At 46.4% G+C, this 18,826-nt stretch carries 14 protein-coding genes; 12 read left to right on the forward strand and 2 right to left on the reverse strand.

The window, feature by feature from the left end:
* Nucleotides 1-2 precede the first annotated feature (2 nt).
* The 4 genes from rplL to QJS83_RS05080 all read left to right on the forward strand — a co-directional run bounded on the left by rplL (nt 3) and on the right by QJS83_RS05080 (nt 2,790).
* Nucleotides 3-371 (forward strand): 50S ribosomal protein L7/L12, encoded by a 369-nt coding sequence (gene rplL, locus QJS83_RS05065; protein WP_284608038.1) that lies wholly within the window; start codon nt 3-5, stop codon nt 369-371.
* Nucleotides 372-488: 117 nt separating this feature from the next.
* Nucleotides 489-1,463, forward strand: a complete 975-nt coding sequence (locus QJS83_RS05070) for a hypothetical protein (RefSeq protein ID WP_284608040.1) — start codon at nt 489-491, stop codon at nt 1,461-1,463.
* Entirely contained in the window at nt 1,460-2,272 is an 813-nt protein-coding gene (locus QJS83_RS05075; RefSeq protein ID WP_284608042.1) for a metallophosphoesterase family protein, read from the forward strand. The genes QJS83_RS05070 and QJS83_RS05075 overlap by 4 nt, the downstream gene beginning before the upstream one ends.
* Nucleotides 2,254-2,790, forward strand: a complete 537-nt coding sequence (locus tag QJS83_RS05080) for a hypothetical protein (protein WP_284608044.1) — start codon at nt 2,254-2,256, stop codon at nt 2,788-2,790. The genes QJS83_RS05075 and QJS83_RS05080 overlap by 19 nt, the downstream gene beginning before the upstream one ends.
* A 5-nt stretch (nt 2,791-2,795) precedes the next feature.
* Here QJS83_RS05080 and QJS83_RS05085 read toward each other — a convergent pair whose 3' ends face one another.
* Nucleotides 2,796-3,533, reverse strand: a complete 738-nt coding sequence (locus QJS83_RS05085; protein ID WP_284608045.1) for a hypothetical protein — start codon at nt 3,531-3,533, stop codon at nt 2,796-2,798.
* An 8-nt stretch (nt 3,534-3,541) separates the two neighbouring features.
* A complete protein-coding gene (locus tag QJS83_RS05090) occupies nt 3,542-4,300 on the reverse strand; it encodes an alpha/beta hydrolase (RefSeq protein ID WP_284608046.1) in 759 nt (252 codons plus the stop codon).
* 148 nt (nt 4,301-4,448) lie between these two features.
* Here QJS83_RS05090 and QJS83_RS05095 point away from each other — a divergent pair, with 148 nt between their 5' ends.
* The 8 genes from QJS83_RS05095 to fusA all read left to right on the forward strand — a co-directional run bounded on the left by QJS83_RS05095 (nt 4,449) and on the right by fusA (nt 18,806).
* Nucleotides 4,449-6,341: an Lnb N-terminal periplasmic domain-containing protein gene (locus tag QJS83_RS05095; protein WP_284608048.1), complete on the forward strand. Its 1,893-nt coding sequence runs from the start codon at nt 4,449-4,451 to the stop codon at nt 6,339-6,341.
* Between the two features lie 63 nt (nt 6,342-6,404).
* The gene (locus QJS83_RS05100; RefSeq protein WP_284608050.1) at nt 6,405-6,857 is read left to right on the forward strand and encodes a DUF3015 family protein; all 453 of its coding nucleotides are present in this window, start codon (nt 6,405-6,407) and stop codon (nt 6,855-6,857) included.
* Between the two features lie 43 nt (nt 6,858-6,900).
* Nucleotides 6,901-7,080: a hypothetical protein gene (locus QJS83_RS05105; protein ID WP_284608051.1), complete on the forward strand. Its 180-nt coding sequence runs from the start codon at nt 6,901-6,903 to the stop codon at nt 7,078-7,080.
* Between the two features lie 226 nt (nt 7,081-7,306).
* The gene (gene rpoB / locus QJS83_RS05110) at nt 7,307-11,515 is read left to right on the forward strand and encodes a DNA-directed RNA polymerase subunit beta (RefSeq protein ID WP_284608052.1); all 4,209 of its coding nucleotides are present in this window, start codon (nt 7,307-7,309) and stop codon (nt 11,513-11,515) included.
* Between the two features lie 35 nt (nt 11,516-11,550).
* Nucleotides 11,551-15,681 carry a DNA-directed RNA polymerase subunit beta' gene (gene rpoC / locus QJS83_RS05115; protein ID WP_284608053.1) on the forward strand — a complete coding sequence of 1,377 codons (4,131 nt, stop codon included), beginning with the start codon at nt 11,551-11,553 and terminating at the stop codon, nt 15,679-15,681.
* 148 nt (nt 15,682-15,829) lie between these two features.
* The gene (gene rpsL, locus QJS83_RS05120) at nt 15,830-16,204 is read left to right on the forward strand and encodes a 30S ribosomal protein S12 (protein WP_284608055.1); all 375 of its coding nucleotides are present in this window, start codon (nt 15,830-15,832) and stop codon (nt 16,202-16,204) included.
* A gap of 13 nt (nt 16,205-16,217) precedes the next feature.
* Complete coding sequence (gene rpsG, locus QJS83_RS05125; protein ID WP_284608056.1) at nt 16,218-16,691, forward strand: 30S ribosomal protein S7; 474 nt, start codon at nt 16,218-16,220, stop codon at nt 16,689-16,691.
* A gap of 9 nt (nt 16,692-16,700) precedes the next feature.
* Nucleotides 16,701-18,806: an elongation factor G gene (gene fusA / locus QJS83_RS05130; protein ID WP_284608057.1), complete on the forward strand. Its 2,106-nt coding sequence runs from the start codon at nt 16,701-16,703 to the stop codon at nt 18,804-18,806.
* The last annotated feature ends 20 nt before the right edge of the window (nt 18,807-18,826 follow it).

The following is an 18,826-nucleotide window of genomic DNA, read 5'->3' on the forward strand; positions in this document are numbered from 1 at the left end:
AAATGTCTCTAACAAACGATCAATTGGTTGATGCGTTGTCTCAAAAAACAGTTCTTGAGATCGCTGAACTTGTAAAAATGCTTGAAGAAAAATGGGGCGTTTCTGCTGCTGCTCCTGTAGCTGCTGCTGGCGCTGGTCCTGCTGCTGCTGTTGAAGAAAAAACTGCTTTCGACGTTATCTTGGTTGATGCAGGCGCGAACAAAATCAACGTAATCAAAGAAGTACGTGGTTTGACTGGTTTGGGTCTTGCTGAAGCTAAAGCTCTTGTTGAAGCTGGCGGCAAAGCTGTTAAAGAAGGCGCTACTAAAGAAGACGCAGAAAAAATCAAGAAAGCTCTTGAAGCTGCGGGCGCGAAAGTTACTGTTAAGTAATTTTGCACTTGAATGCGAATTCACAAAAGCCTCTGGGAAACCAGGGGCTTTTTTTATTTTGGCTTCTCTCTTCGAGACCTATATTGACTCCAGTTTAGTCGAAATCTAAAACTAGGAGTGCTTCAAAAAATCAGTTTTATTTTTTCATTCTTAGCAAGTCTGTATCTGCCAACGGCTTTCGCGGCCCCGCTCGGAACTATTCCAACAATTCAAGAGCAGAATCTTCAGATGCTCTTTAATTTCCGTTCGGATTTGTGGGCTTCTCCATACACATACAAAGAATCTCCTTTACGAATTATTGGCGGCGATATTCGTGTGCCACTTTTGAAGTCGGAAAGTTGGAGTGCATCGGCCAATGTTTTTCTTGAAGGTCTGAACTTGGGCCGCACGCAGTTCTCGTTGGGCGGAGAAGATGTCTTTATCGCGAACACTCTGCAAGATGAAGGTGTCGGATTCGGAGTGCGCAAAGATTTTGAATCGGGAAGTACACTGAGTGTTTTCGCTGCCTACGCCACTGCCAGCGACGATCCATGGGCTGATCTTCGAAACAATTATTTTAACGGAACTGTTTCTTATCGAACGGCTCCCGGTGGTGACTATTACTGGATCTTCGCCGTCAATCAGTCCAACAATCGCGGTATTTATAACGGAACTCCGTTTCCCTTTATCGGTGTGATTCGCGATGTAAATCCCGAGTTCAAAGCTTCTTTTGGTTTTCCTTTTGTAGTCTTGCAATGGGGAACCGGAGAGAATTGGATTAAAAGTTTCAGCATGACACCTTTTGGAACGCAAATTGGAGCAGCCAAAGATCTTGCGCATGGCTTTGCTTTTGATGCGCGCGCCGCTTTGACGGTGCGTTCGTACATGTTGGATGAACGCACAGAAGACAGCAGCCGGCTTTATTATCAGGAAATTTTTGTTGAGGGCGCTTTCAAAAAATTTGTAACGCCGGAAACAGGTGTTTCCTTCGCTTTAGGGGCGGCGGTCGACCGACGCCTTTACGAATCGGAACGCATCTATCATCCCAACTCGAAGGTCACAACCATTGACAGTGATTTTTACGGACGCCTTGGTGTGGAGTTCAGGCTATGAAGAGAATATGTTTTTATTTCTCATTCTTTGTCTTCTGCAGTTCCTGTGCGCCTTTTGTGGATTCGCCTTTTTCGGACAATCTTTTGCGCCCTGAAAGAAACCTCAATCAGTTGTCTTTAGGAAAAATTGGCGACATTGAAGGCGACGGAATCATTCGTATAGCTGTTTTCTCGGATCCGCATCAGAACTATAAAGCGACCGACAAAATGGTTTTTGGAATGAACAAAGAAACGGGCGTCGACTTCGTCGCGGGGCTCGGGGATTTTACGAATTCCGCCTACAATCTTGAGTTCGACGAATTTATTGAAGCTATCAAACCTTTGCGGCAAATCACTTTGAATGCGGTGGGGAACCATGACTCTATCGGGGCCGGGCCCGAGCTCTATCGCAAAGCTTTCGGGCCTTCGAATTTTTATTTCGAATCCGCGACCTATCGCTACATTTTTTTCAACTCGAACAATCTTGAAAATCCAAAAGAATTTGACCCGCAATGGTTAAAGGATCGAGTTGATGAGACGGGCAAAGACATCATGATTTTTTCGCACGTTCAATTGCGTGATACGGACCGCTATTTCAACGCTGATGCCGCAACATTGGGTTATGTGATCGAGCACCCGCGGGTCAAGATTATCTTTAACGGCCATAACCACGTTTACGATCTTTCAAAAGATCATAATACCATCATGATGCAATGTGGGCGTGTTGATGGTGACGAAGGCTCCCATTGGTTGCTTATCACAGTTCAAGGAAATCAGTTTTGTGTCACAAGAAAAGATACGGGGGCGCAAACGTGCGAAACTATAAAATAGCCTTCGTATTTTTTTCTTTTTTGTGGAGCCTGAGCGCTCACGCCGGAGACTGGCGGGCCATTGTTGAACGGGCCGGATTTATGGGAACTCTCGCTGCGGGGGCCAGCTACGAATGGCGTCCTGAGCATGCAACGGATCTTTCTATTGGCGGATACCCGATTGACGACGAAACTTTTTATCAAGCGAACTTCGTTTATCGTTATTCGCGCTGGAACAGCCCTGTGGGTCACGATATGTGGCGACCTCTGCAGTTCGGTTTTTTCATGGTATATGCGCTCAACTCTGATAAGTATTTTCTGGAATCTCCGGATAAGTATCCTTATCCAGACTATTATGACTTTACGGCTCTTCGTTATGGCGCAGAATTCGGAACGACGTACACCTTCATGCGCAGCCGCATTGGATTAGCTTACCGAATTCGTATCTTTGATAACGGGGTGATCGCGATTTTCAACAATACCAACCGCGACCTTCAGTATTATATCTCTTCCGGATTTTCGTTGCAGTACTTGTTCTAGTGTTCTTACCAGGCAAATCCGACCTTAAGACCCAAGGTGTTTTGTGATTTGTTATCCGAGTTGTCCCATTTGATATTGATGTAGTTATATTCCACAGCAAAACGCAGTCCTTTGCCATGAGTCGTGACGCCCAGAGAATAGTATTGATGTACGCCCTTGTCGTCATAGGGACCGAAACTTCCGTGTGAATTTGTCACCTTCGTGCTCACATCATGCGATTCATAGATGTAGCTTAGATAAGGCACAAAAAAAGCGTATTTGTAGCCCAGGCTTATGCCGGCTTGAGTGGAGCTGACGTCTGAGTCGGCGTCTGACGTCGTGCCTGACGTTTCACTCGTTGAAACATTTCTTTTGCCGATCGCGCCGTGCAAAGCCGCCACCCACGCGTTTTCTTTTACGCCGTGATTGAGGAATTGAAAGCGCAAACCCAAAAGCGAATTGTCGAGAATAATGTCGGTGCCCTTTAAGACATTCACGCTGGCATCCAAGCCGATATTCGTGACGTAGATTAAATCTCCCGCCGTGATGTCTTCGTTAATGCGCACTTCCGAGCGCAAAGGCGGATTGGAAGTAATGTCGTTAATAACATTGACCTTGGTTGCAGAAGCAACAACCGGAGCAACATGTCCGCTCCATTGTTCTTCGCCCGTCACCGGCACCGCAAAGTGAGAAGCACGAAAGTTGATTGTATGTCCACAACCCGACAGAACAACGACAGACAAAAGTAAAATCAGAATGTTCATAAATCTCCTTAACGTTTCGGCTGTGGCGCACACTGCTTATTTAATTCCTGTAAAAATAGACGTTGGTATTCTTCGGCGTTGGGGCCCGTAAAGGCCTGAATGTGTTTGCCTTCCGGAACTTTCAAAAACTTTTTCGGTTCGCGAGCAGAAGCGAAAACATCTTCGCCGTTTTCGATTCCGACAATGTCGTCTTCGTCGCCATGTATGACGAGCAGGGGAGTGGGTGAAATCTCCGCGATATGATCCTGTGCAGAGACCTTATCACGAGTCACCACGTAAGGAAGCCACTGAAAAGGCCACGTCCACCAATGTCCCGCAAGCACGCGTTGGCCCACTTTACGGTAGGACTTAAACGTGCTTTCAACGGCGACTAGGCAAACGGGAATATCCTTGCTTGTGGCGGCGGTATAGAGAGCCACGTTTCCACCTAAGCTTTGACCAAAAATAACCAGCGGCGTTTTGGGCTCAGTTTTCGCCAACCATTCCAGGCTGACGCGACCGGCTTCGGTCGTGCTCTTTTGCGTGGGTTCACCTTCGCTGCCGCCGTAACCGGGATAGTCGAAAATAAAATAATCGTAGTCGTGCTTTAAGATCCAGTGGAGCGCAATAAAATGCGAAGAGATGTTTTCGGCATTCCCGTGAAAGAATAGAAGTCGGGCTTTTGGTTTTGTGGCTTTGCTTTTGAAATACCAACCGATGATTTTGTTGCCATCGCTGCCGGCAAGTTCGATCTGCTGCGGTTGTGGCTCTAACTTTTTCAGATCCACATACATATAAGAGGTTGGATAATAAAAAAGATGACTGCACCCGCTAAGTAAGGCGCAAAATAATATGCTCAGTGTCGATATGGCCCAGTGACAGTTGCTTCGCATGCCATTAACCTAACAAGGTTTGTTTTCGATGTGGAGGCTTTCTTTGAGATATATCATCATTGTCGCAATCCTTTTTGCTTTTCATGGAGCATACTCCCAAGAGTTGAATGACTCTGCATTGAAGGCAGTCGCGAACTCCAAAGAATGGCTGCGACTCATGCATTATCGCCAGGGAACTTTTGGCGGGTACGTCAGCGAAATTGACGGCCAGGATTTTTTCTTTTCTCCGCAGGGCAAGTACGACCCCGAGGCAGAACTCAAGGCTTCGATCAAGGCTCTTCAGGAAAACACCCTTGAAGTCGGCAAGGTCAAACAAACTCCACGCTGCGCTTTTCCGGAGCGCTTCCGTTATCTTAATGAAACGTTTAAACTGAATTTGCAAAAAACGCCATGTGCTTTGTTCGATGCTTTCATGGAACGCTTTCATGATCCGCAAAGCCTGAGTTTGGTATTCTCGAGCGCCTATCCTAATAATCCGGCGTCCATGTTTGGACATACTTTTTTAAAAGTAAACTCTTCACGAGGTACAGACCTTCTCGATACCGGTGTTAATTTCGCCGCGGCTGTTTCCGACGACGAAAATCCTTTTGCTTTCGTTTGGTTTGGGGTGACCGGCGGTTACATCGGCCAGTGGTCCACACAGCCCTACTACGTGAAGGTGCGTGAGTACGTGAATTTCGAAAGCCGCGATTTATGGGAGTATGAACTGAATCTTTCTCCGGAAGAAACACGTCGTCTGTTGGCGCATTTGTGGGAGATCGAAACGAACAGTTATTTCGACTATTACTTTTTCGACGAAAACTGCTCGTATCAGGTTTTGAAGGCGATAGAAGTCGTGAAACCGAATTGGAACTTGGATCATCATTTTATTTACATGATCCCCGGGGAGAGTGTGAAGTTCGCGCTCAGTGAGCCGGATATTCTCAAAAGTGTGAAATATCGTCCTTCGCTGTACAGAAAGATGTGGCAGAAATACGAAGTGCTCGATGCGGAAGAGCGCGCAAGTTTTGCCGGAGTGATGGCGCAAAGTCGCCCATTGGATTCTGTGACTTCGCGACCTGTGATGGAAGCCGTGATTTATCATTTGGACTATTTGAAAAGCGAAGACAAAAACTTCGATTCGAAATATCAAACGTTGCAGGCTTCTTCTCTGAAACGTCGTGCGGAATTGGGACCCATGACGGCGCAAGAGGAAAGCCGTTACAAAGACATCGTCGGCACCACTCGTCCTGACTGGGGCCATGACTCTTACTCTTTTGAAGCCGGTGTGGGTCATCGTGGGGGAGAGGCGAACGATGAAACTTTCGGTCGTCTTAAAATTAAGTCCGCGTATCACGATCTTCTTAACCGTGATTTGGGATATACCTCTTACGCGCACATTGATTTTCCTTCGATCGAATTTCAATACAACGACGTTCGTCGCCAATTCCGTGTCGAAGAAATTATCGGTCTTGCGACAACATCGCTCACGCCTTTGAATGAGCTGCGCACGCCGATCAGTTATCGCATGGCGGTGGGAATGAACACCTCGCGCGAGTTCGCTGATTGTTATGAATGCAATCAAGTGTACGGTGAAGTCGGTGGCGGTTTTACCTGGGCGACCTCTGGCAACGAAGTGTGGGGTTACGCTTTGCTTCTGGCGCAAGTCGATTTGGCAGAGCACCTAAAGAAAGGTTATGACTACGGCCCCGGCGTCGAGTTGGGCTTGTTGTATCATCCGTTTGAGAATTACAAAGCGCAGTTGGAAGTTCGCGATTTCTGTTACGCAAATTATTTCGAGGACTGCCGCAATCTTCTTTCCGTGTCACTGAATCAATCGTGGAGCCTGGACCGAAATCTAGAAATCAGAAACTATAACAAGTGGGTCCAACCCGATCATCGCTTGCGTCCTGACTATTGGGAAGTCGGGTTGAGTTTCGTTCGGTTTTTCAATTGACGAATCCTTGCAGAAGAGAAAACCTAATAAGGTTTGTTACGCTAAACAACTAAAGGAGAAACAATGAAAAAAGTTTTAGTAGCGTTCATCACAGTATCAGCATTTGCATCAATCAGCTCTGCAGCAGATCGTTTGGACGGTTGCGGTCTTGGCTGGCAAGTAACTAGCAAAAAAACTTACACTGCGACAACAACTCGCGGAACAACAAATGCTTTCATCCCTCCAACTTTCGGTATGACTACTGGAACTATGGGTTGTGATAAACTTGATATCGGTAAAAACGATAAAGAAGCTGCTGAGTACGTAGCGACAAACTTCGATTCTTTGAAGTCTGAATTGGCTTCGGGTCGTGGTGAGTACGTAACTGCTTTGGCAACAGCAATGGGTTGCAAAGCTTCTGCTGACATGATCGGCACTCGTTTGCAAAAGAACTACAACACTGTAGTAGCTCCTGCTGCTAACGCTGTTGAGTTGTACAAAGGTATCAAAGCTGACGTAGCTGGCCTTTGCATCTAATTATTGAGTATTACTCAAAACGAAAAGCCACGGTTTCAAACCCGTGGCTTTTTTGTTTTGGGCCGTCGTGGCCCAAAAACCCTTCGAGGCTGGCGCGCAAAAAGGCCTTCCTGGCATTTTTGTATTTTGGGCGGGCTTTTTACCCTACGCCGCCATGAGTCGTGATGTTGAGAGTGGATTTTTAGTCACTTTCTTCTCTTTTTCTCTGAACTTTTTTCATTAAAAGCGAATGCGAACAAATGTCGCGCTGCATATTTGGTTTTCGCGGCGGTTTTGAAGTAGAAAAATGACTCGATCGCTCCTCTAAGAAAGAACGCCAAAAACCCTTATAATCACTTGATTTCTTTAAAACTTCCGGTAGTTTAAAGTGCTTATCTTTTTTTTATTTAATGTGGGCCTTGGATTTTCCCCCCGAAGCGAATGTCCGATTTTCTTTACAGGAGAGTAAATTGGAAAGAACTCCAGTTACAGCTTCTAACATCCGAGTTAGAAAGTCTTTTGCAAAAAACAAGCAGGTCATTGATATCCCAAATCTGATTGAATTGCAGAAATCTTCTTACGAAGCTTTCATTCAAAAAGATATGGATCCAGATCGCCGTGGCGATGCGGGTCTCAATGGCGTTTTCAAATCTGTATTCCCAATTACAGATTTCAACAACACAGCAAGCCTTGAGTTTGTCTCTTACACTCTAGAGCCAGCTAAGTACGATGTGGACGAGTGCCGTCAGCGTGGTATGACTTTCGCTGCTCCAATCAAGGTGACTCTTCGTTTGATCGTATTCGATGTTGATGAAGAAACTGAAGCACGCAGCATCCGTGACGTAAAAGAGCAAGAAGTTTACCTCGGTGAAATTCCTCTTATGACTGCGAACGGTTCTTTCATCATCAACGGTACTGAGCGCGTTGTTGTTTCTCAGTTGCACCGTTCTCCAGGTGTGTTCTTCGACCACGATGGTGGTAAGAACAATGCTTCTGGTAAATTGATTTACTCTGCACGTGTGATTCCGTACCGTGGTTCTTGGTTGGATGCTGAATTCGATCAAAAAGATCTTATCCACGTACGTATCGACCGTCGTCGTAAATTCCCTGTGACAATCCTCTTGAAAGCTCTTGGTTACAACACTGAGCAACTTCTTGAGTACTTCTACGACCTCGACGAAGTTTACGTAAAATCTGGAAAGCTTTATCGTAAACTTGATATCGAGCGTATGTCGGGTCAAAGAGCATTGACTGACATCATCGATCCAAAATCAGGTGAGGCGCTTGTTAAAGCAGGTCGTCGTATCACTCGTGCGATCGTTAAGAAAATCAAAGACCTCAACATCACTGAGCTTGAAGTTCAGCCAGACGATCTTGATGGAAAAGTTTTGGCGAAACCTCTTATCGATGAATCTACGGGTGAGATCATCGCTGACGCCAATGCCGAGTTGAACTCTGCAATCATCAAGAGATCCATCGAGGCGGGCATTGACCGTTTCTTCATGATCTTCTTCGACGGTTTGACAGTAGGTCCTTACCTTCGCAACACATTGTTAGTAGATAAAGTGACTAACAAAGAAGAATCTCTTGTTGAGATCTACAAACGCCTTCGTCCTGGTGAGCCTCCAACTTTGGAAGCGGCTACGACGTTCTTCGGTCGTTTGTTCTTCGATCCAGAAACTTACGATTTGTCTGAGGTAGGTCGTATTAAGATCAACCACAGATTCGGTATTTCTATGGATGAGTGCCCTCCTTCACACAGAACACTCACTCACAAAGATATCTTGAGCACTATTAAAACTTTGATCGACCTTAAAAACGGTCGCGGCGTTATCGATGATATCGATCACTTGGGTAACCGTCGTGTTCGTTCTGTAGGTGAGTTGCTTGAGAACCAATACCGTATCGGTCTAGTTCGTATGGAGCGCGCGATCCGTGAACGTATGTCTCTTCAAGATGTTGAGACGATGATGCCTCACGATCTAGTCAACGCGAAACCAGTGAACGCGGTTGTTAAAGAATTCTTCGGCTCTTCTCAATTGTCTCAGTTCATGGACCAAACAAACCCATTGTCAGAGATCACTCACAAACGTCGTTTGTCAGCTCTCGGCCCTGGTGGTTTGACTCGTGACCGTGCCGGTTTCGAAGTACGTGACGTACATCCTACGCACTACGGTCGTATCTGCCCGATCGAAACTCCAGAGGGTCCAAACATCGGTTTGATCGCATCTTTGGCGACTTACGCTCGTATCAACAACTACGGTTTCATTGAGACTCCGTATCGTAAAGTTGATCAAGGTGCTGTTTCTAAAGACATCAACTACTTGTCAGCTTTGGAAGAAGCAGGTCACTACATTGCTCCTGCGGCTCGTGATGAAGCTGGTAACAAAGCTATCCAAACTGCAACGACGATCACTCGTCGTGACGGTGAGTACGAAATCGTTGATAAAGACAAAGTTGCTTTGATGGACGTTTCTCCATCGCAACTCGTTTCTATCGCGGCTTCTTTGATCCCATTCCTTGAGCATGACGACGCCAACCGTGCGTTGATGGGATCGAACATGCAACGTCAAGCGGTTCCATTGTTGCGTTCTCGCGCACCACTTGTTGGTACAGGCGTAGAGCGTTTGGTAGCTCGTGATTCTGGTACATCCGTTGTTGCGCAAAACGACGGTATCGTTGAAGAAGTCGATGCATCTCGTATCGTTGTTCGCCGTTTTGCAAAAGGCGGGGAGCTTGGTGCGAACGTAGACATCTACAACCTCACGAAGTACCAACGTACAAATCAAAATACATGCTTTAACCAAAAACCAATCGTAACTGTAGGTGACAAGGTTTCTAAAGGCGACATCATCGCTGACGGTCCTTCTACAGAGCTTGGTGAGTTGGCTCTAGGTCAAAACATCCTAGTGGCGTTCACTCCTTGGCAAGGTTACAACTTCGAGGACTCCATCCTTATTTCTGAACGTTTGTTGAAAGACGACGTTTACACTTCCATCCACATCGAAGAATTCGAGTGTGTGGCTCGTGATACAAAGCTTGGTAAGGAAGAGATCACTCGCGATATCGCTAACGTCGGTGAAGAGGCTCTTAAAGACCTCGACAGCTCTGGTATCATCCGCATCGGTGCGGAAGTTCGTCCAGGCTTCATCCTTGTTGGTAAAGTAACTCCTAAAGGTGAAACTCAGCTTTCTCCTGAAGAAAAACTCTTGAGAGCGATCTTCGGTGAAAAAGCAGGCGACGTTCGTGATACATCACTTCGTGCTCCATCAGGCGTTTACGGTACTGTGATCGATGCTCAGGTTTACTCTCGTGAAGGTGCGGATCGTGACGAACGTCTCGCGTCTATCATCGAGGAAAAGAAACGCAAACTTGAGAAAGACTTGGCTGTTGAGCAAAACGTTATCAAAAATAACGCGATCTCGAAGCTTCGTGATATCCTCGTAGGTAAAGTCACTACGGGCGTTCTATTGAACGAAGACGGAAGCCAAAAGCTTCTTAATAAAGGCCAATCCATCACAGTTGCGGATATCGAAACAATTCCGTTCGAATTGTTGAACTATATCCCTCTTGAGCAAGATCTAGAGTTCCAAGTGAACAAGATCATCGACAATGCTCGCAACCAACTTGATGCTGTTAAACTTGTGTTCAACGAAAAGATCGACCGTCTCCGCAAAGGTGACGAGTTGCCTCCTGGCGTGATCAAAATGGTCAAAGTTTACGTTGCAATTAAACGTAAAATGCAAGTCGGTGACAAGTTCGCCGGCCGCCACGGAAATAAGGGTGTCGTTTCTAAAGTATTGCCTGTTGAAGACATGCCATACCTTGCAGACGGCTCTCCAGTTGACATGGTTCTAAACCCACTGGGCGTTCCTTCTCGTATGAACATCGGTCAGATCCTTGAGGTTCACTTGGGTTGGGCTGCTCATAACTTGGGTAAACAGCTTTCTGCACACCTTGAAAAATGGAATGCGGAAAATGCTCGTACTGAAATGAAAGATATCTTCAGTGATTCAGAAATCTCCGCGAAACTTGATGGCGCAGACGATGCTTCATTGAAACAAATGGTAACTCGTATGAAGCACGGTATCCACGTTGGAACGCCGGTCTTCGACGGTGCTCGTGAAACAGACGTGAAGGGCTTGTTGACGAAAGCGCAAGTTCCGACATCTGGTAAATCGATCCTCTTTGACGGTCGTACAGGTGAGCCGTTCACGAACCCAGTTACTGTGGGTATCATGTACATGTTGAAACTTCACCATCTTGTGGAAGAGAAGATCCACGCTCGTTCTATCGGGCCTTACTCTCTTGTTTCGCAACAACCTCTTGGCGGTAAAGCGCAATTCGGGGGTCAGCGTCTCGGAGAGATGGAGGTTTGGGCGATCGAAGCTTACGGTGCCGCTTATTCATTGCAAGAGTTCCTCACTGTTAAGTCAGATGACGTGGCAGGAAGAACGCGTATGTATGAAAGCATCGTGAAAGGTGAAAACATCCTAGAGCCGGGCCTTCCAGAGTCCTTCAACGTATTGGTGAAAGAGCTTCAGTCTCTTGCATTGAACGTGGAGTTGATGGAGTCCGACATCCTTCGTGATCAAGATGAAGATCTTGGCGACGACGGTATGGGTGAAGAAGTGCCAGCAGTTGACGTGGTTCCAAACGATGAACCAGGTCAGCACTAGGATTGATTTTTAATTTTTAACAACAGGGGTGTTCTTTGAGAGACTTGTTGAATTTTTTCGATAAACCAAAAGATCCACTTTCGTTTGATGCGGTTCGCGTTTCGCTCGCATCGCCGGAAATGATTCGTGAATGGTCATTTGGTGAAGTTAAGAAGCCTGAAACTATCAACTATCGTACATTCAAGCCTGAACGTGATGGCTTGTTCTGTGCGAAAATCTTCGGTCCTATCAAGGATTACGAGTGCTTGTGCGGTAAGTATAAACGTATGAAGTACCGTGGCGTCGTCTGTGAAAAGTGCGGCGTTGAAGTAACACAAACTAAGGTTCGCCGTGAGCGCCTTGGTCACATCGAATTGGCAACTCCTGTAGCGCACATTTGGTTCTTGCGCTCTTTGCCTTCTCGTATCGGTAACTTGCTCAACCTTTCTTTGAAAGACGTTGAAAAAGTTCTTTACTGTGAAGCGCACGTTGTTATCGATCCAATGGATACAACATTGGAAGAAGGTCAAATTTTGACTGAAGAAGCTTATCAAGCTGCTTTGAACGAGTTCGGCCCAAGCTTTAAAGCGGGCATGGGCGGTGAAGCAGTTCGTGATCTTCTTCGCAAAATCGATCCTGAATATTTGTCTCGTAAACTTCGCATGGAAGTGAAAGACACGAAATCTGAAGCGCAAATCAAGAAATTGACGAAGCGTCTTCGCGTTGTTGAGGCTTTCAAAGGCTCTATCAACAAACCAGAATGGATGATGTTGGAAGCACTTCCTGTTCTTCCTCCGGATCTTCGTCCGTTGGTACCACTTGATGGTGGTCGTTTCGCGACTTCAGATCTAAACGATCTTTACCGTCGTGTTATCAACCGTAACAACCGTTTGAAACGTCTTCAGGAGTTGAACGCTCCGGACATCATCATCCGCAACGAAAAACGTATGTTGCAAGAAGCGGTTGATGCATTGTTGGACAACGGCCGTCGCGGTAAGACTTTCACTGGTCCTAACAAACGTCCTCTTCGCTCTCTTTCTGATATGTTGAAAGGTAAGCAAGGTCGTTTCCGTCAAAACCTTTTGGGTAAACGTGTCGACTACTCTGGCCGTTCGGTTATCGTAGTTGGTCCAACTTTGAAACTTCACCAATGCGGTCTTCCTAAGAAGATGGCTTTGGAGCTTTTCAAGCCATTCGTTTACAACAAACTTGAAGAAAAAGGTTTGGCTGCGACAATCAAGCAAGCAAAACGCCTTGTTGATCAAGAGACAGTAGAAGTTTGGGATATCTTGGCTGACGTGGTTAAAGAACATCCAGTTCTTCTAAACCGTGCGCCAACTCTTCACAGACTTGGTATCCAAGCTTTCGAGCCGGTACTTCACGAAGGTAAAGCAATCCAATTGCACCCTCTAGTGTGTACGGCGTTCAATGCCGACTTCGACGGTGACCAAATGGCGGTTCACGTTCCACTTTCTGTGGAATCTCAAGTTGAAGCTCGCGTATTGATGATGTCTACAAACAACATCCTTTCTCCGGCGAACGGTAAGCCAATCATCAACCCTTCACAAGATATCGTGTTGGGCTTGTACTGGTTGACTCGTATCCGTCCTGGCGCAAAAGGAACTGGTAAAGCGTTCTCGAGCGTTCAAGAAGCGCAGTACGCTTACGAGACAGGTCTTGTTGACTTGCAAGCGGCTTGTAAAGTTCGTATCAACGGAAAAGTTCAAGAGACTTCCGTAGGTCGCTCGATCTTGTCTGACATCGTTCCTAAAGAAGTTCCGTTCAACGAAGTGAACGTAACAATGAATAAGAAGCAAATCGCAGCTTTGATCGATAAGACGTTCCGTCTTGCCGGTGCAAAAGCGACTTGTATCTTGGCTGATAAAATCATGGAACTTGGTTTCAAATATTCTACAGCAGCGGGTATGTCGATCGGTATCGACGACATGGTGATCCCTGCAGCAAAAGCGACTATGATCGCTGATGCAGAGAAACAAGTGACAGAGATCCAACAGCAGTACGATGAAGGTTTGATCACAGATGGTGAGCGCTACAATAAAGTGGTGGATATCTGGGCGCAAACGGGTGACAAGATCGCAAAAGAAGGTATGAACGCGATCGAAAAACAAACTTTCGTAGTTGATGGCAAAGAAGTAGTAGGACCTTCATTCAATCCTATCTACATCATGGCTGACTCCGGAGCCCGTGGTTCCGCTGCTCAGATCCGTCAGCTCGGTGGTATGCGTGGTTTGATGGCGAAACCTTCTGGTGAGATCATCGAAACTCCGATCACTGCGAACTTCCGTGAAGGTTTGACAGTTATCCAGTACTTCATCTCTACACACGGTGCGCGTAAAGGTTTGGCCGATACCGCATTGAAAACAGCGAACTCTGGTTACTTGACTCGTCGTTTGGTTGACGTTGCTCAAGACGTTGTTGTTTCAGAAATCGATTGCGGTACTGAAGACGGTTTGGAAGTAACTCCAGTTTATGAAGCTGGTGAGATCATCCAAAACATCGGTGACCGTATCCTTGGTAGAACAGCTCTTAAAGACGTTGTTGAACCAATGAACAACTCTATGGTGGTGAGAGCCGGCCAAGAGATGACAGAGTCTGATGTTAAGAGAATTGAAGAGCTCGGAATCGACAAAGTTGAAATCCGTTCTGCTTTAACATGTAAATCTAAACGTGGCGTGTGCGTGAAATGTTACGGCCGTGACTTGTCTCGCGGTAACACTGTGAACCTTGGTGAAACAGTAGGTATCATTGCTGCACAATCTATCGGTGAGCCTGGTACTCAGTTGACAATGAGAACGTTCCACTTGGGTGGTGCGGCTTCTCGTGCGGTTGAGCAATCAGTTCATACGACTCGTCACGATGGTACAATTAAACTTGTAAACGTTCATGCAGTGACAAACCGTAACGGTAAGTTGACTGTGATGAATCGTAACGGTTCTGCCCTTGTTATCGACGAAACAGGTCGTGAGCGCGAAAACTTCAAGCTCGTATACGGTGCTGTTTTGAACTTTAAAGAGGGTGAAAAAGTCACGAAAGGTCAAACTGTTGCTGAGTGGGATCCTTATTCGAATCCAATCATCGCGGAAGTATCTGCGAAGATCCAATACTCTGATATCGAAGAAGGTTCTACAATGCAGGAGCAAGTCGACGCGGTAACTGGTTTCGCGACCAAAGTTATCATGGAGTCTAAGTCTTCTGACATTAAGCCGACAGTATTCCTTGTCGATGGCGCTGGTAAGACATTGAATCTTCCTGGCCGTGATATCCCTGCGAGATACTTAATCCCAGTGGGTGCACAGCTTCTGGTTTCTGACCAACAGGAAGTTCATGCCGGTGACGTTATCGCGAAGATGCACCGTGAAGCTTCGAAAACGAAGGATATCACGGGGGGTCTACCGCGCGTTGCTGAATTGTTTGAAGCTCGTAAACCGAAAGAAGCAGCTATCATCTCTGAGATCGATGGTTACGTGACATTCGGTAAAGACGTGAAAGGTAAACAACGTGTGATCGTTACTCCTGAAGTGGGTGAGCAAAAAGAATACCTCATCCCTAAAGGTAAGCACGTTGCTGTAAGAGAAGGTGAGTACGTAAGAGCCGGTGAGGCTTTGATGGATGGTCCAACAAATCCTCATGACATTCTGGCGGTTCTGGGTGCGAAGGCCTTGTCTGCATACCTTGTGAATGAAATCCAAGAAGTTTACAGACTTCAAGGGGTTGGTATCAACGATAAGCACATCGAAGTGATCGTTCGCCAAATGCTACGTAAAGTAGAAATCAGAGACGCTGGTGACAGCCGTTTCTTGGCGGGTGAACAAGTTGAGAGATATGCTTTCGACGAAGAAAATGATCGTATCAACCGTGAAGGCGGACAACCTGCTACATGCAGCCCGCTTCTTCTAGGTATTACGAAAGTTTCTTTGAGCACTGACAGCTGGATTTCTGCAGCATCATTCCAAGAAACGACGAAAGTCCTCACAGAGGCGGCGATCAATTCTCGTACAGACCATTTGCGTGGCCTGAAAGAGAACATCATTATGGGTCGCTTGATCCCTGCGGGAACTGGTTTGACTTCGTACAAACGTTGGAAAGTGTCTGTAGCTGAAGACGACGATACGGCTTTCGTAGCATTGCCGGGTATGGCGACTTCAACTCAACCTCACCAAGGTTAGTCGAAAGAGTGAAAAAATAACAAAAAGGGGAACTCACGCCCCTTTTTGTAGAGAAATATAAATTTAACAACAAAGTCTTGACCTGGGTGCTAGGCAAATGTAAGTTCCAGCGTCCAGGATTCGAATAATTGTTATAAGGGGTATTAAAGTGCCAACAATTAACCAGCTCATCAAAAGTGAGCGTACTGTTCAAAAGAACCAAACAAAATCACCTGCTTTGGCATCTTGCCCTCAGCGTCGTGGTGTTTGTACTCGTGTTTATACGACGACTCCAAAGAAGCCGAACTCTGCTCTTCGTAAAGTAGCGAAAGTTCGTCTTTCAAATGGCTTCGAAGTTATCTCTTACATCCCTGGTATCGGCCATAACCTTCAAGAGCACAGCGTTGTTTTGATTCGCGGTGGTCGTGTGAAGGACTTGCCGGGTGTTCGTTACCACATCGTGCGTGGGGTATTGGACCTTCAAGGTGTAAACGGTCGTCTTCGCGGTCGTTCTAAGTACGGTACTAAGAGACCTAAGAAATAAGGGGTAGTGACAAATGTCTCGTCGTAAAAAGACCTTTAAAAGAGAAATTATTCCAGATCCCGTTTTTAAGGATCTAGTAATTGCTAAATTCGTAAACAAAATGATGATCCAAGGTAAAAAAGCGACTGCACAGAAGCTTTTCTACGGAGCATTGAAAGAGCTTGAAGGTAAGATCCAAGGTGAAGAACCAATGTCTATCTTCAAAAAAGCTCTTGAGAACGTTAAGCCTTCTATCGAAGTTCGCTCTCGCCGTGTAGGTGGAGCTACTTACCAAGTTCCTGTGGATGTACGTCCTTCTCGTCGCTTGGCACTTGCTATGAGATGGTTAGTTGAGTACTCACGCGAGCGTGGCGAAAAAGATATGGCTAAACGCTTGGCTGGTGAATTCATCGACGCTTACAACAATAGAGGTAACTCTATTAAGAAGAAAGACGATGTTCACAGAATGGCTGAAGCGAACAAGGCTTTCTCTCACTACAATTGGTAATCTGTATTCATGTCAGCTAAAGATCCTAAAGTTGTAGCTGATCTCAAGTACACTCGTAATATCGGCATCATGGCTCACATCGATGCCGGTAAGACGACCACCACCGAACGTATTCTTTACTATACAGGTAAAAGTCATAAAATCGGCGAAGTCCATGATGGCGATGCTACCATGGACTGGATGGTTCAAGAGCAAGAGCGTGGTATCACTATCACATCTGCTGCGACCATGGCGTTCTGGAAAGATCACAGAATCAACATCATCGATACTCCGGGGCACGTTGACTTCACGATTGAAGTTGAGCGTTCTTTGCGCGTTCTCGATGGTGCTATTGCTGTTTTCGACGGTGTAAACGGTGTCGAGCCTCAGTCCGAAACTGTTTGGAAACAAGCTGACAAATACAAAGTTCCAAGAATTTGTTTCGTCAATAAAATGGACCGTGTGGGTGCTGACTTTGTGATGTCTTATGGGACAATCAAAGACAAACTCAATGCGAATCCAATCCCTGTTCAAGTTCCTATCGGAGTTGAAGACACATTCCGCGGCGTTGTCGATTTGCTCGAGAACAGAGCGTACATGTGGGATCAATCCGGAATGGGTGACCATTTCGAAGTTACCGATGTTCCCAATGACATGAAAGAAGAAGTCGCGCGCTTCCGCACTGAAGTCATTGAGAAGATCGTTGAGTTTGAAGATGCTCTTCTTGAGAAGTATCTTAACGGAGAAGAGGTTTCAGTCGCAGAATTGAAACGGGCTCTTCGTAAGGGAACTCTAGAGTTGAAGGCGTTCCCCGTATTCTGCGGAGCTGCCTTCAAAAACAAAGGCGTTCAGCCTCTGCTTGACGGTGTGATCGACTATCTTCCGTCTCCAATTGAAGTTCCAGATATCATTGGTCATGATCCACAAAAGCCTGAAAAAGAAATCGTGTGTAAGACTGATTTCGATGCGCATACCGCAGCGTTGGCGTTCAAAATTGCCAATGATCCGTTTGCGGGAACTTTGACTTATATCCGTGTGTACTCTGGCGAAGTGAAAGTGGGCGACCAGCTTTTGAATCCTCGTACAGAGAAAAAAGAGCGCATCCAAAAGCTTGTGAAAATGCACGCAAACTCTCGTGAAGAAATCACGGGATTAAAAGCGGGTGATATCGGTGCTGTTGTCGGCCTGAAGTTCACTGCTACGGGCGATACTCTTTGCGAGACATCGCACGCTGTTGTTCTTGAATCCATCACATTCCCTGAGCCTGTTATTTCTGTGGCGATCGAAGCAAAGTCTTCGGCAGACCAGGAAAAAATGCTTCAAGGTTTGGAAAAGCTCGGCAAGGAAGATCCTTCTTGTCGCGTGAAAACAGATCCTGAGACAGGACAAATTCTTCTTTCGGGAATGGGTGAGTTGCACTTGGAAATCCTCGTGGATCGTCTTTTGCGTGAACATAAAGTTCAAGCAAACGTGGGGAATCCGCAGGTTTCTTATCGCGAGACTATTTCTGGTTCTGCGACGGCTGAGCACGTGTATGAACGTGAGATCGCCGGCGAAGCGAACTATGCAAAAGTTTCTTTGACGATCGATCCGATCAATCAGCATGACGGCATTCAGTTCCAATCAAAAGTTTCCGTGTCCAAGGAATTTACAGCTCCTTTCTTAAAGGCAGTTGAGAGCGGCTTTAAAGAGGCCGCTGAGGTTGGACCTCTGGCGAGCTATTCAATGCTGGGTATTCGCGGGACTTTGAACTCTGTGGAAGTGCGTCCTGAGGCTTCTACGGAAATGGCCTTTAAGGCGGCAGCGTCTTTGGCGTTCCGGGATGCTGTTAAGAAAGCCACTGTAGAGCTTCTAGAGCCTATCTTTAAGCTTGAAGTGACTTGCCCTGATGAATTCGTAGGTAACGTGGTTGGGGATCTTAATTCACGTCGTGGAAAAATCCTCACAATGAATGCAAAAGTGGGCGGCGGGCAGGTTATTTCTGCGGAAGCTCCGTTGGCGAACCTGTTTGGTTATGCGACGAACGTGCGCAGTATCAGTCAGGGGCGTGCAAGCTTTAGTATGGAGTTCTTGGAGTACGCTCCGGTTCCTGCGAAAGCACGCGCGGAAATCCTTCATAAGATGGGCCGCTACTAGAGGCTTTTTGAACGGGCGCC

The organism is Bdellovibrio sp. 22V (assembly GCF_030169785.1).
Taxonomy (GTDB): Bacteria; Bdellovibrionota; Bdellovibrionia; order Bdellovibrionales; family Bdellovibrionaceae; genus Bdellovibrio.

What these genes read in the sequence shown, in the direction of transcription:
- rpsG (WP_284608056.1), top strand. Translation starts at nt 16,218, where the DNA reads ATGTCTCGTCGTAAAAAGACCTTTAAAAGAGAAATTATTCCAGATCCC.
- QJS83_RS05100 (WP_284608050.1), top strand. Translation starts at nt 6,405, where the DNA reads ATGAAAAAAGTTTTAGTAGCGTTCATCACAGTATCAGCATTTGCATCA.
- fusA (WP_284608057.1), top strand. Translation starts at nt 16,701, where the DNA reads ATGTCAGCTAAAGATCCTAAAGTTGTAGCTGATCTCAAGTACACTCGT.
- QJS83_RS05085 (WP_284608045.1), bottom strand. Translation starts at nt 3,533, where the DNA reads ATGAACATTCTGATTTTACTTTTGTCTGTCGTTGTTCTGTCGGGTTGT.
- QJS83_RS05075 (WP_284608042.1), top strand. Translation starts at nt 1,460, where the DNA reads ATGAAGAGAATATGTTTTTATTTCTCATTCTTTGTCTTCTGCAGTTCC.
- rplL (WP_284608038.1), top strand. Translation starts at nt 3, where the DNA reads ATGTCTCTAACAAACGATCAATTGGTTGATGCGTTGTCTCAAAAAACA.